Source organism: Agarivorans sp. QJM3NY_30, assembly GCF_050870855.2.
In the GTDB taxonomy this organism is placed as follows: Bacteria; Pseudomonadota; Gammaproteobacteria; order Enterobacterales; family Celerinatantimonadaceae; genus Agarivorans.
In genome coordinates this window covers 520,993-533,144 of record NZ_CP194038.2, presented here as the reverse complement: position 1 = coordinate 533,144, position 12,152 = coordinate 520,993, and the positions used below count along the sequence as shown (strand labels likewise).

Annotated in this window: 12 protein-coding genes; 6 read left to right on the top strand and 6 right to left on the bottom strand. The window is 45.4% G+C overall.

Annotation, left to right across the window (positions count from 1 at the left end):
* Window positions 1–32: 32 nt before the first annotated feature.
* Entirely contained in the window at window positions 33–1,439 is a 1,407-nt protein-coding gene (gene ftsY, locus ACRRSX_RS02385) for a signal recognition particle-docking protein FtsY (protein WP_432454802.1), read from the bottom strand.
* A gap of 103 nt (window positions 1,440–1,542) precedes the next feature.
* Between ftsY and rsmD the strand changes: the two genes are divergently transcribed.
* The 3 genes from rsmD to ACRRSX_RS02370 are packed head-to-tail and all read left to right on the top strand — an operon-like array spanning window position 1,543 to window position 3,725.
* Window positions 1,543–2,157: a 16S rRNA (guanine(966)-N(2))-methyltransferase RsmD gene (gene rsmD / locus ACRRSX_RS02380; RefSeq protein WP_432454803.1), complete on the top strand. Its 615-nt coding sequence runs from the start codon at window positions 1,543–1,545 to the stop codon at window positions 2,155–2,157.
* A 12-nt stretch (window positions 2,158–2,169) separates the two neighbouring features.
* Window positions 2,170–2,436, top strand: a complete 267-nt coding sequence (locus ACRRSX_RS02375; protein WP_432454804.1) for a DUF1145 domain-containing protein — start codon at window positions 2,170–2,172, stop codon at window positions 2,434–2,436.
* Between the two features lie 56 nt (window positions 2,437–2,492).
* Window positions 2,493–3,725, top strand: a complete 1,233-nt coding sequence (locus tag ACRRSX_RS02370; protein ID WP_432454805.1) for a BamA/TamA family outer membrane protein — start codon at window positions 2,493–2,495, stop codon at window positions 3,723–3,725.
* Between the two features lie 102 nt (window positions 3,726–3,827).
* Here the strand turns inward: ACRRSX_RS02370 and ACRRSX_RS02365 are convergent, their stop codons facing one another.
* From ACRRSX_RS02365 to ACRRSX_RS02350, 4 genes are all read right to left on the bottom strand, one after another.
* On the bottom strand, window positions 3,828–4,418 hold the full coding sequence (locus ACRRSX_RS02365; RefSeq protein WP_432454806.1) for a YhgN family NAAT transporter: 591 nt from the start codon (window positions 4,416–4,418) through the stop codon (window positions 3,828–3,830).
* A gap of 323 nt (window positions 4,419–4,741) precedes the next feature.
* Window positions 4,742–4,987: a YecH family metal-binding protein gene (locus ACRRSX_RS02360; protein WP_432454807.1), complete on the bottom strand. Its 246-nt coding sequence runs from the start codon at window positions 4,985–4,987 to the stop codon at window positions 4,742–4,744.
* Between the two features lie 69 nt (window positions 4,988–5,056).
* Window positions 5,057–5,734 (bottom strand): flagellin, encoded by a 678-nt coding sequence (locus tag ACRRSX_RS02355; RefSeq protein ID WP_432454808.1) that lies wholly within the window; start codon window positions 5,732–5,734, stop codon window positions 5,057–5,059.
* A gap of 102 nt (window positions 5,735–5,836) precedes the next feature.
* Complete coding sequence (locus ACRRSX_RS02350; protein ID WP_432454809.1) at window positions 5,837–6,145, bottom strand: putative signal transducing protein; 309 nt, start codon at window positions 6,143–6,145, stop codon at window positions 5,837–5,839.
* A gap of 382 nt (window positions 6,146–6,527) precedes the next feature.
* Here ACRRSX_RS02350 and ACRRSX_RS02345 point away from each other — a divergent pair, with 382 nt between their 5' ends.
* Window positions 6,528–7,730 carry an ammonium transporter gene (locus ACRRSX_RS02345; protein WP_432454810.1) on the top strand — a complete coding sequence of 401 codons (1,203 nt, stop codon included), beginning with the start codon at window positions 6,528–6,530 and terminating at the stop codon, window positions 7,728–7,730.
* A gap of 47 nt (window positions 7,731–7,777) precedes the next feature.
* Here the strand turns inward: ACRRSX_RS02345 and ACRRSX_RS02340 are convergent, their stop codons facing one another.
* Entirely contained in the window at window positions 7,778–9,283 is a 1,506-nt protein-coding gene (locus ACRRSX_RS02340) for a Ppx/GppA phosphatase family protein (protein WP_432454811.1), read from the bottom strand.
* Window positions 9,284–9,612: 329 nt separating this feature from the next.
* Between ACRRSX_RS02340 and ACRRSX_RS02335 the strand changes: the two genes are divergently transcribed.
* Complete coding sequence (locus ACRRSX_RS02335; RefSeq protein WP_432454812.1) at window positions 9,613–10,770, top strand: GGDEF domain-containing protein; 1,158 nt, start codon at window positions 9,613–9,615, stop codon at window positions 10,768–10,770.
* Window positions 10,771–10,894: 124 nt separating this feature from the next.
* Entirely contained in the window at window positions 10,895–12,109 is a 1,215-nt protein-coding gene (locus tag ACRRSX_RS02330; protein ID WP_432454813.1) for a M24 family metallopeptidase, read from the top strand.
* Window positions 12,110–12,152 lie beyond the last annotated feature (43 nt).

Sequence of the window (12,152 nt, the reverse complement as noted above, 5' to 3'; positions counted from 1 at the left end):
TCAAACCTTTCCTTAATCATCTGTCGCTAAGGCTACTCGCTTTCTTCGCGACTAAACAAGGCATCCACAAAGGGTTGCGCAGAGAACTCTCGAAGATCATCAATCCCTTCACCAACCCCAATGTAACGGATCGGCAAGGCAAATTTGTCTGCTAAGGCAAAGATAACGCCACCCTTGGCAGTGCCATCTAACTTAGTCAAAGTCAATCCCGTCAAACCAACCGCCTGATTAAACAAATTGGTCTGGCTAATGGCATTTTGACCAGTACTTGCATCAATAGTTAACATAACTTCGTGAGGGGCTGCATCGTCGAGTTTACGCATAACACGAACGATCTTTTTCAGCTCTTCCATTAAATGTGCTTTATTTTGCAAGCGACCCGCCGTATCAGCAATCAATACGTCAACTTTTCGTGACTTCGCAGCTTGAAAGGCATCAAAAATAACCGAGGCACTATCTGCACCAGTATGCTGGGCGATCACCTGGATCTTATTTCGCTCACCCCAAACTTGTAGTTGCTCCACTGCGGCAGCGCGGAAAGTATCTCCAGCAGCCAACATCACCGACTTACCCTGACTCTGATATTGTTTGGCTAATTTACCAATGGTGGTGGTTTTCCCCACACCGTTGACTCCAACCATTAAAATAACAAACGGGCCTTCGCTTTGGTTGAAATCCAGTGGCGCCTCAACTTGATTAAGCATCTCAGCCATGTCTAACTTCAACTGCTCATAAAGGGCTTCGCCATCTTGCAGCGCACTACGCTTAGCATGTGCAGTCAATTGATTGATGATCTTCAAGGTAGTATCAACCCCGATATCTGCAACCAACAGCTGTTCTTCTAACTCCTCGAATAGCTCATCATCAATTTTTCTCCCCTTAAATAAAGAGAAGAAACCCCAGCCTAAGTTCTGCCGAGTCCGCTTTAAGCCCGCTTTTAAGCGCGCAAACAAGCCTATTTTTTTTCCCGGTTGAGTTGCTTCATCTTGTGCTTCGCGTTCGGCTTGGGCTTCTCGTTCGGCTTGGGCTTCGCGTTCGGCTTGGGCTTCCCGTTCAGCTTGGGCTTCGCGTTCGGCTTGGGCTTCCCGTTCGGCTCGGGCTTCCCGTTCGGCTTGGGCTTCGCGTTCGGCTTGGGCTTCGCGTTCGGCTTGGGCTTCGCGTTCGGCTTGTGCTTCCCGTTCAGCTTGGGCTTCGCGTTCGGCTTGGGCTTGGGCTTCGCGTTCGGCTTGGGCTTCGCGTTCGGCTTGTGCTTCCCGTTCAGCTTGGGCTTCGCGTTCAGCTTGGGCTTCGCGTTCGGCTTGGGCTTCGCGTTCGGCTTGGGCTTCCCGTTCGGCAGTTTGTTCTGTTAGCTGTGATTCTGTCGACGAATCTGTTGAAATTTGTTGCTGATCATCTTTTTTTCGGCCAAACCAAGAAAATAGGCCCTTCTTTTTTGCCATTACTGCAAAACCTTTTTACCAGTAAACGAAGTTGGCTGTTACAATGCCAACGTCCAGTCAATATTGTTCGGATTTTATCACAGTTTCTCAATGGTCTAAGTAAATGACACGGCTTTCCTCAAGAAAACATTCAAATCAAACGAAACCAGCTAGCAAGGGCAGCGGACAAGTACGCATCATTGCTGGCCAGTGGCGCGGTAGAAAACTAAAAGTTCTCAATAGCCAAGGCTTACGCCCTACCACTGATAGGGTCAAAGAAACCGTATTTAATTGGTTAAGCCCCTATTTGCCCAATAGCCATTGTTTAGACCTTTTTTCTGGCAGCGGTAGTCTCGGTTTTGAGGCTCTATCACGCTTCGCTGCTTTTACAAGCTTTGTAGAAAAAGACCCTCAAGCGGCTCATCAACTGAAAGTCAACTTGCAGCTATTAGATGTTTCTAGCCAGCAAGCAAAATTAATCAATCAAGATGCCTTGCAATGGTTAAAACAAACACCCGCAGAGGGCTACGATATTGTATTTATCGATCCCCCTTTTCGCTGTGACCTACTGGAAGTCAGCTGTCAACTACTCAATGAAAATGGCTGGTTAAACACCAATGCTTTAATGTATCTCGAGTATGAGAACGAAGCCGTAGAACCCAAGCTTCCCGCAAATTGGAACTGCATTAAAAGCAAACAAGCCGGTCAAGTTAATTTTCGTCTCTATCAACTCAGCTAAGAGCTTAAAACTATGTTTATTACCTTGGGTAAAACCTTAATGGCCTTGATGTGGTTAACCATTTTAATCGGCATCTTCATGTTCAGCGCGCCTTTTAATTGGCTATTACCAATCGTTGGTGCGCTACTATTGCTGCTGCACGCCCTGCAATTATTTGCCATACGCGATAGCTTGCAGCAAAGCGGCGCACTACAAAAAGGCGACAGTCTACAACTATTATTATTTGGGGTATTTGCGATGTGGCAAATTCATAAACGTACTTCGAGTAAAAGCGCTTGAACCATGGGAGACCCGCTTTACCCCTTTTCGGTTGGCTAAGCTTCCCCTGTCTCGCCATGAACGTCACTCTCATTGATGATGCCCAACATCAGCGCTCTGGCCCTTGGACACAAGTGATCCCCTATGGCTTTTATACTGAAAACCTAGAATGGGGAGTCGGGGTCGGAGTCGGCTCCGCTGGCCAAATCCAAGCAAATGCAAGCCTCATTGCAACGGCAATGGTGACCAGCAACGATAGTTGGATGGGATATCTATATAGCGGCGATTACCAATTACCCTTCGCTGACCGAGTGTTTTTAGATACCAGCATTTATCAAACAAACTACACCCGAGACCCACAATATATCGATGGAAACAGCGAGTTTAATGGCGAAACTGCTGGCAGTAACGACTCTAACAAGAACAATCGCATCTATACACATACCCAAGGTCAAGAATACCGCGCTCGCTTTCGCTATTTACTGCCAATCGGTGATGGCAAAAACTCTCCCATACACACCTTTAAGATCCGCCAAGGTCAAGTTTTATCAGGCTATGAAGCTGGTGCGAAACGGTGGGATCCACTCACCAGCGGCCGAACGATCATCCAACTAGAGCCCTATTACTGGCAGCAAGATGTTGGTGAATATAATCAATTTCAAGCATCCACCCGCTCTATGGGGTTAAAGTTCGAATTAGAATACGACAATCGCAACTATAACCAAAACCCCACCGCAGGTAGTCACCAACGGATGAGTATCACTCACGATTGGGGCAGCAGCGCTCAAACGTCATGGAGCATGTGGGAGTTTTCTGCCGCTAAATACATCAGCCTACCGAAGATGCCTTGGTTGCAAAACCATGTATTGGCCCTGAATGTTGCAACTGCGGATACCCCAAGCTGGAATAAAAGCTCCGAGATCAAGGGCGAATCGCGCTTTCATCGACCGGCATGGTTTGCCGGCGCTACCCTTGGTGGGATGAACCGCTTAAAAGGTTATGAAACAGCACGTTATCATAGTCGCTCGATGCTTTACTACTCTGCAGAATATCGATTTACCCCCCATTGGAATCCCCTACCTAAAATCCCAGTGGTGAACTGGTTCAACGTTCCAGCTTGGTATTGGGTGGCATTTGCGGAGCTGGGGCGAGTTGCCGATGAATATAGCTTAACCACCTTACACCAAGATATGAAATACAGTATTGGCGGTAGTCTTCGGGTCATGCTCGAAGGAGTGGTATTGCGCGCCGATTTTGCCAGCAGTGGAGAGGATAAGGTGTTTCGTTTAGGGATCAACCATCCCTATTAATTAGACCTTACTCCTAGACGAATATAGGCGATATAAAGCGATGGGCGGATTAACTCGCCGAAGGAGTAATACGCCTAAGATTTATGGTTATTGGAAGCTCAATTATAGCGATTGCCAATAATCAGCAATGCCATCAAGAAACATCTGAACGGACAACATGACCAATAACATTCCCATCAAACGCTCCATCGCAGTTAGACCTTTTTCACCTAATAAACGTAATAAAACCCCGCTAAACATGAAGATAATCACGCTCGTTCCCCACGCCATCAGCAAAGCCAGAGACCAATCAAGCATCCTACTGCCATCTTGATTAGCCAGAAGCATCAACGACGCCAAAATTGAGGGGCCAGCAATCATCGGGATCGCCATCGGCACCAAAAATGGTTCTTCTCCCGCGGCAAGTCCCGCCACACCGCCAGGTTGAGGAAAAATCATCTTTAGAGCGATCAAAAATAGGATAATTCCTCCAGCAATACTCACCGCCTCTTGACGAAGGTTGAGAAAACCGAGGATCTGTTCTCCAGCAAATAAGAAAGCAAACATCACCGTCAATGCAAACATCAATTCACGCATCAATACAATGCGCCGACGCTTGGGATCAAGATGCTTAATCATACTAAGAAATACCGGAAGATTACCCAGAGGATCCATAATCAAAAACAGCATCACCGCTGCTGATAACATATCCATTCATCACTCTCTTATTCACGACAATATTGTCTACGCATAGAAAAAGAGCCAAAGCATAACACCCTGACCCTAATTGTTCTCTGGTTTGCTAGTTACCTAAAAAACTATAAAAATACCGGATGAACGAATTTTTATACTTATCCGAATAACTGAAGAGTCCAAGCGTTGCGTATATCGCGGCGGAGCGAACAAGCTAGAAATCGAAGCGAGCAGTGATTCAATCAGCAACAACAATCAGCCAAGTTAAACTCGCAGAACTCAGCTAAAAAGCCATGTTGGTGAAATAACACGTTTTGATATAAGCCTTGATATTTCAAGCAGCCTCAATGATGTGAACAGATCTTCGATTGGCTAGTGGTAAAACCTTGCTTAGATTCTACAAACTTACCCCTTTCTGCCAGCAACACGATTAATTGCTGAGCATTCATCCCTTGTTTGCTACAAGTGTGATAAACGCTGTTTTCACCAAATGTTTGATGCAATAGAACCTCTAGAGACTCCGAACTAAAGCTACCGCCCGTTTCTAACATTAATTGCATCACTTGATGCCCATGAATTGACTGACTCATTTTGACCCCCACAAAAAACGACGCTCACTGTAGCAGTGTCGCGTCGTCATATGTTTGAGGAAAAACAACTTATAGAAGTTTCTCTATATTCCTTGAAGATAACTGTTGCTGATACGACTGAATATTACTTTGCAATAGAGATTCATTTTGCGCTTGCTGAGATGTCGACTGCGCATAATTGGTATCGAGGATGCGAGAGCGTGCCGCGGTTTGCGCTTCAAGTGCCGCTTGCGTCGAACGATAAGAAGATTCAGCAGCATTACTTTGTGCTCCCAATTGGGCTTGACTAGCATCGGTGGTCTGTTGCGCAGCTTGCAAAGTAGCCTGAGCACTGGCTGGATCAGATAAATCAACACTATCAACGCCTAGCTCATTGGCATTAGGGATCGCCGCGGTATTGGCATCCACCTGAGCCTGTAACGCCGCAATATCATCAGCATTATAAATGCCATTACCACTTTGCACCGTTAAAGCCTGATTTTGCTGTAACAAATCGGTTGTCGACTGCAACTGCGCAGACGCAATATTATTTAAGCTAACCTTGTTTTGATAAATATTCGCGTACGCTTCTTGCTCATTAATACCGCTGGTTAAACGATTTGAAATCTGCAGACCTGCAGGATCGTCGGCGGCCGAGTTAATCCGCTTACCAGAGGCCAGCTTTTCATCTTGCTCTTCTTGACGCTTCTTAACCTGATCGAGATAAAAGCTCGATGGATTTGAACTGGATACTTGATTAATAGACATAGCATAACCTCAACAAACGACTTGTACGATAGCCATCCTAGCTGTATATATTTTAAGCTTATCACCGTTTAGTCAAAAATGCATTGCGAAATTATCTATATTTTATTGCTTGTCACACTGGCAAGACCAACAAAAATCGAAGCTACTGGGGTTACGCTCGCCACACTGGTCACAAGCCCAATCATATCCATTCTGTTGTTCATAATCGAAAACCGCCTGTTTTGCCCTATCCCAATTAGTTAGCGCCACTCGAATAGTCACCTGAAATACATCAACTGGCAGCTCTCCAGCTGCCGCCATCGCGAATTCCCCATCTAAGCGTGTATCAATTCCTTGCTTGATCAACATGCCTTGCAACAGCTTCGCTTCTAATAGATTTGCTGCAGAATAAAACACATGCCATTGCTCCATGCTATCTCCATTGCTCGCTTCAGTGGCTTAAAAATGGAGTTAACCATTTCATTGGATTGCATTTTTAAGTCTAGACCTAATTAAACCAGAACGACGAATAAGCACCTAAGCAAGCAAAAATCCAGTGAGCCGCTCGCAAGCATGGACTTGAAGCACCAAGTTAAATCAAGAGTGCACCAAAAAAGGTCAACGGCTATCAATATTTAATATAAATTATGCACCAAACAGGCGCTCAATCTTACGAAACATTTGTTATCAAGCAGTTAAATCGCTTTAATTGCATCAACTTAGTGCTAAATATTCGAAAAACCACACGCTCAGGCCTAATTATTGCTTCTTTTTGGCGCAATTGAATATATTAAAAAGATTAGGAGTATTTTAAGTGGATAATATTAGTGCAGCCATCGACACTCTGTCGCAGAGCGCAAACACTTTATTCATTTTGTTAGGCGCCATCATGGTGCTCGCCATGCATGCAGGATTTGCCTTTTTAGAAGTCGGTACCGTTCGTCATAAAAATCAGGTCAATGCCTTAGTGAAAATCATCACCGATTTTGCATTTTCTGGCGTAGCCTACTTTATTGTGGGTTACTACATTGCCTATGGTAACCACTTCTTTAATAGCGCAGAAATGCTCGTGCAAGGAAACGGTTATGAATTAGTCAAATTCTTCTTCTTACTCACCTTTGCCGCAGCCATTCCGGCAATTGTCTCCGGTGGGATCGCCGAACGTGGTAAATTTTATCCTTTCCTCATTTCTTCTTCGTTAATTGTTGGCTTTGTCTACCCCTTCTTCGAAGGCATTATTTGGAATGGCAACTTTGGTTTTCAAGGCTGGTTAGAAGCACAATTTGGCGCCGCCTTCCATGATTTTGCTGGCTCGGTCGTGGTACATGCGATGGGCGGCTGGATAGCTCTGGTCGCAATTAAGATCCTCGGCGCACGTAAGGGCCGAAAACCAGGTGTCGCCTTTGCGCCTTCCAACATTCCTTTTTTAGCACTTGGCGCTTGGGTGCTCACCGTCGGTTGGTTTGGCTTTAACGTAATGTCTGCCCAAACCATGGATGGCATTAGCGGCTTAGTGGCGGTAAATACACTGATGGCGATGGTAGGCGGTACAATCGTCGCTTTATTACTTGGTAAAAATGACCCAGGCTTCGTGCACAACGGTCCTTTGGCTGGTTTGGTTGCCGTTTGTGCAGGCTCTGATTTAATGCATCCGGTTGGCGCATTAATGACAGGTGGTATTGCAGGGGCACTGTTTGTTTGGGTATTCACTTGGCTGCAACAACATTCTCGCTTAGATGACGTTCTCGGTGTATGGCCATTACATGGTTTATGTGGTGTTTGGGGAGGCGTTGCCGCAGGGATCTTTGGTAGTAAAGCACTGGGCGGATTAGGCGGTATCTCCTTGAGTAGTCAAATCATTGGTAGCCTAACGGGGATCGTTGTGGCTCTGGTGGGTGGGTTCATCGTTTATAGTTTAGTTGACAAAATTGCCGGATTACGACTGTCGGAGGAAGACGAGTACCACGGTGCCGACTTGGCCATACACAAAATTAGCGCGACTAATAAAGACCGCTAAACACAACTCAGATTAACCGCCTCACTCGATTGAGGCGGTTAATGAAGCTATAACTCAATCACATCCAACTTATAGTTGATCACGCTTAAGTATTGCTGTTCATTTTCTAAATCGGCTCTGGTCAGGGGGTTATTCTGTAACCACTGCTGTTCGATAAGCAAACTCATTTGTTGTTCAGCAGCCCTAAACTGAATATCTGGTAAGCTCTGAGCGCGCTTACCACGACTAAAGATAACGGATAAACGCAAGATCAAGCACGCTTTAAGCAAATCGCTATTGCGTAGCGGAAACTGTTTCACTGGGAAACTACGTCTATGGGCTAAGACTAAAGCCGCCAACTGCTGCTGCTCTATTCGGGAAAAACCAGCTAAGTCAACATGCTCAACAATATATGCGCCATGTTTATGGTAGTCGCTATGAGCAACATCAAGTCCAACTAAAAATAGCATTGATGCCCACTTCAATAGCTTAGCTGTTTCAATTTCATCAAGCGCCCACATTTCTGCAACCTGATTCAGCAATAATTGACAGGTCTCATCAACACGGCTGCTGTAGGTCATATCTACATGATAACGTTCGGCCAAACGTTGCACACTCGTCGGACGAATATCAGTGTGCTCTAAACGCCCTTTGAGTTCATATAAGAGACCTTCACGTAAAGCCCACTCGGCGGCGTGCATTCTAGAGATATGAAGCGCTTGAAATAGCGCTTGCAATACAATCACCCCGCCTAAAAATACCGGCTGACGCTCTTCCGATAAACCTTTAAACGCCAAGTCTGATTGACCCGCTTCCAAGTAACACTCAAGAATGGCCTCTAAGCCGCTGAGGGTAATATCTCCATCACAGAATTTATTCTCTGCACAAACCTTGGCCACAGCCTTAATCGAACCAGAAGCACCTAAACACTCATTCCAGGTATGATCTAAATAGTCATCGGCCACTGCAAGTAGCTCCTGAGAGCAATAAACACTGGCTTTAAGCAGGCGATTTTTGGTCACTCGGCCACTCTTAAAAAAGCGTTTGGTAATTGACACACAACCCATATCTAAGCTGTCTTTGAGCTTCAATTCCATGCCCTCACCGACGGTCACTTCGGTACTTCCTCCACCAATATCAATAACCATTCGAGGGCCATTCGTCGGGGCTTTATAATGCGCGACGCCCAAATAAATGAGGCGAGCCTCTTCTTCTCCCGAAATCACTTCGACCGGATGACCTAGACGCTGTTCGGCAGCTTGTAGAAAAACATCGGCGTCAATGATACTACGCAAAGTTTTGGTGCCAACAACCCGTACACTACCCGGTTTAAACTCTCGTAAACGCTCACCAAAACGTTCTAAACAGGCCAATGCGCGATTCCAAGCGGCTGCATCAAGGCTACCATCATCTTGCAAACCCCAGCCTAAACGAACCATTTCTTTAACCTTATCGCGAACCTTTAATTCACCATCTTGCCAATCAGCAATGATTAAGTGAAAACTATTACTGCCTAAATCAAGTGCCGCGAGTTGTTCAGTTTTGGGACTAAGTAAACGTGATAAGTTAAACATGAATTACCCTAGACAGAATTTCACCGTCAAGTCAAAGAGCCTTAATTTACTTTAATATAAGCACTTTTAACATAGCTTCAAGCGGATTAGTCACCGATATCAAAAAGGAGATACCTCTACTGCTGGCAATCGAGCTGAATTTGTAAATTTAATGCCACAGTCCTCGCTTAACAGTCACTCATGTTCCAAGCTATAGACATTGAGTGAAAGGTGGGGTTTGTTTTAGGATAACGAACATAAACATCAACATTTAATGAATTAATACAAAATAGCGATCTATATCAAACACATTATTAAGTTTTCAAATAACAAAAAGCTACACTGAATAGATGATTGTAGATGTTTTAACGTTTTTCATATTAACCACCCTCGTCACCGTGGTATCGGCCACTGTACTGACACTTATCCGCTATTTTCACGGAAAACAAGCGGCTCTCGACTGTTGGATCATAGCCTCCTATGCTCAAGTCTTAAGTTTGGCGATACATATTGCTGTCAGCGCCCCCTCTGCGCTCAGCTTATTGTTTCAAAACGCCTTATTTGCTGGAGCCTTCCTATTTGTAACCGCAGGTCATCACTTTTATTTACGCCTTCCGTTAAAAGTAGGCCGACTCGCTACAACATTGGTGCTTTACTGCTCAATTATTTGGTACTTTTCTTCAATTGAACCATCACTACAAAACCGTGCTATTGTTTTTTCAAGCAGCGCCGCCTTGTGTTGTTTCTATAATGCTTACTTATACCTGAACCACTGGCGGCAAAAACCCAGCAATGCTCTTTGGATAGTGATCGTGTTATATCTATTTTTTGGGAGCTGCTTTGCCATACGGGGGTGGATTACATTACAGGCTGAAGCCTACAATCAGCACCTACTACTAGGGGTTCCTGGATTACTATCACTGGCGCTATTTGTTGGAAATGCCCTACAAACCTATGTATTTTACTTTTTATTGCACTGGCGCCAAGTTGTCCAACTAGAGCAATTCGCCAACTATGATATTACTGGCGCAATGCGCCGTAGTTACTTCATTCAACAACTCACAAAACTCACCCAACGCGCCGAATTTTCCGGTGATCAAGTCTGCGTCATTTTTATCGATTTAGACCGGTTTAAATCCATAAATGATGACTATGGACATGACTACGGCGACCAAGCTTTGATGCACTTTTCCCAAATAGCAAGTCGTAACCTAAGGGCTGGAGATTTGTTTGGTCGCTTCGGTGGCGAAGAATTTATCATCGCACTCAATCACACCACTAGCGAACAAGCTTATGCTCTCGCCAATCGGATCCGCTGCCAGCTTCATCAACAAGCCCTCGCAAGCAATAAAGGGAAAATATTCATGAGTGCTAGTTTCGGGATTGCCACAAGCAAATCCAGCAGCGAGCTTAGCGATTTAATCAACCACGCAGACCAAGCGATGTATCATGCAAAAAATCAGGGGGGAAATCGAGTCAATCTATATGACAATCTAGAAGTCGTTTAGCGAGCATCGCATAATCATCTGATTTTTAATTAAATTCTACTTTACCTCCTTACTCTCTGCTCTTAATCTTTAGCCTTAATTGGATAGTCACACTATCCCAATCAATCATGTTTTAGGAGTCTCCATGACCATCGGTATCGGCGGCAGTCATGCCAGCGAACAACTCGCCTTACTTCATTCCATGTGTGGTGATATGCCAAGTATTCCAAAAAGTGAATACCTGCAGCGTCAAGCAAAAGCCTGTGAATTAATGAAACAACAAGCGATCAGTGCCTTATATCTCAATGCGGGTACCAACCTATATTATTTTACGGGTTTAAAATGGAGTGCCAGCGAGCGTATGGTTGGCGCACTACTATGCGCAAACGGAGAATTACACTATATCGCGCCTCATTTTGAACAAAACTCCTTGAAAGATTTTTGGCTCATCGAAGCGCCCTTGCATAGCTGGCATGAACACCAAAGTCCCTATCAATTGTTTGCTAAACTTGTCCAACAGCAGCAATTAAACGGTGCGATTGGCATTGACCCAAGTGCCCCATTTTTTCTGGTAGATGGCTTAACCAAAGCCAATAACAACATTCACTTTGTGAATGGCGACACGATTACCCAAGCTTGCCGATCTCAGAAATCAGCAAATGAGATAGCCCTAATGCAACGCGCCAAAGACATGACCATGGCAGTGCAAAAAGCGGCGGCTAAAATCCTGCGTCCAGGGATCTGCAGCAGTGAGGTGGTGGATTTCATCAATCAAGCACATCAAAGGGTCGGAGCCAGCGGATCTTCCTTCTGCATTGTGCTATTTGGTATCGCCAGCTCCTATCCCCATGGAGTGAAACAGCCGCAAATTTTACAAGATAATGATTGGGTACTCATCGATACTGGCTGCTTATTAGAAGGCTACAACTCTGACATCACCCGCAGCTATGCATTTGGTGAAGCTAGCCAACAACAACAGCAAGCGTGGTTAAGCGAGCAAAAAGCCCAATTAGCCGCCTTCAACGCGGCTAAAATCGGTGCGCCCTGCGCCGCGGTTGATGCGGCCGCACGACGCTCACTCGAAGCCGATGGCTATGGGCCAAACTATGCGCTTCCCGGCCTGCCACATCGCACAGGTCATGGCTGCGGTTTAGACATTCACGAAAGCCCCTATTTAGTGGCTGGCGATAATACTCCCCTCGCCGAGGGCATGGTGTTTAGTAATGAACCGATGCTGGTCATTCCTGAGCAGTTTGGGGTGAGGCTGGAAGATCACTTTTACATGAGCGCCAATGGGCCTGTTTGGTTTACCCAACCTAGCCCAAGCCTAAACGACCCATTTGGCTACCAAATTAAATAAACTGAACGCCAAATCGTCCACTGCAGAGCTCGATGGTCCCAAA

What these genes read in the sequence shown, in the direction of transcription:
- ftsY (WP_432454802.1), bottom strand. Translation starts at nt 1,439, where the DNA reads ATGGCAAAAAAGAAGGGCCTATTTTCTTGGTTTGGCCGAAAAAAAGAT.
- rsmD (WP_432454803.1), top strand. Translation starts at nt 1,543, where the DNA reads ATGACACGGCTTTCCTCAAGAAAACATTCAAATCAAACGAAACCAGCT.
- ACRRSX_RS02375 (WP_432454804.1), top strand. Translation starts at nt 2,170, where the DNA reads ATGTTTATTACCTTGGGTAAAACCTTAATGGCCTTGATGTGGTTAACC.
- ACRRSX_RS02370 (WP_432454805.1), top strand. Translation starts at nt 2,493, where the DNA reads ATGAACGTCACTCTCATTGATGATGCCCAACATCAGCGCTCTGGCCCT.
- ACRRSX_RS02365 (WP_432454806.1), bottom strand. Translation starts at nt 4,418, where the DNA reads ATGGATATGTTATCAGCAGCGGTGATGCTGTTTTTGATTATGGATCCT.
- ACRRSX_RS02360 (WP_432454807.1), bottom strand. Translation starts at nt 4,987, where the DNA reads ATGAGTCAGTCAATTCATGGGCATCAAGTGATGCAATTAATGTTAGAA.
- ACRRSX_RS02355 (WP_432454808.1), bottom strand. Translation starts at nt 5,734, where the DNA reads ATGTCTATTAATCAAGTATCCAGTTCAAATCCATCGAGCTTTTATCTC.
- ACRRSX_RS02350 (WP_432454809.1), bottom strand. Translation starts at nt 6,145, where the DNA reads ATGGAGCAATGGCATGTGTTTTATTCTGCAGCAAATCTATTAGAAGCG.
- ACRRSX_RS02340 (WP_432454811.1), bottom strand. Translation starts at nt 9,283, where the DNA reads ATGTTTAACTTATCACGTTTACTTAGTCCCAAAACTGAACAACTCGCG.
- ACRRSX_RS02335 (WP_432454812.1), top strand. Translation starts at nt 9,613, where the DNA reads ATGATTGTAGATGTTTTAACGTTTTTCATATTAACCACCCTCGTCACC.
- ACRRSX_RS02330 (WP_432454813.1), top strand. Translation starts at nt 10,895, where the DNA reads ATGACCATCGGTATCGGCGGCAGTCATGCCAGCGAACAACTCGCCTTA.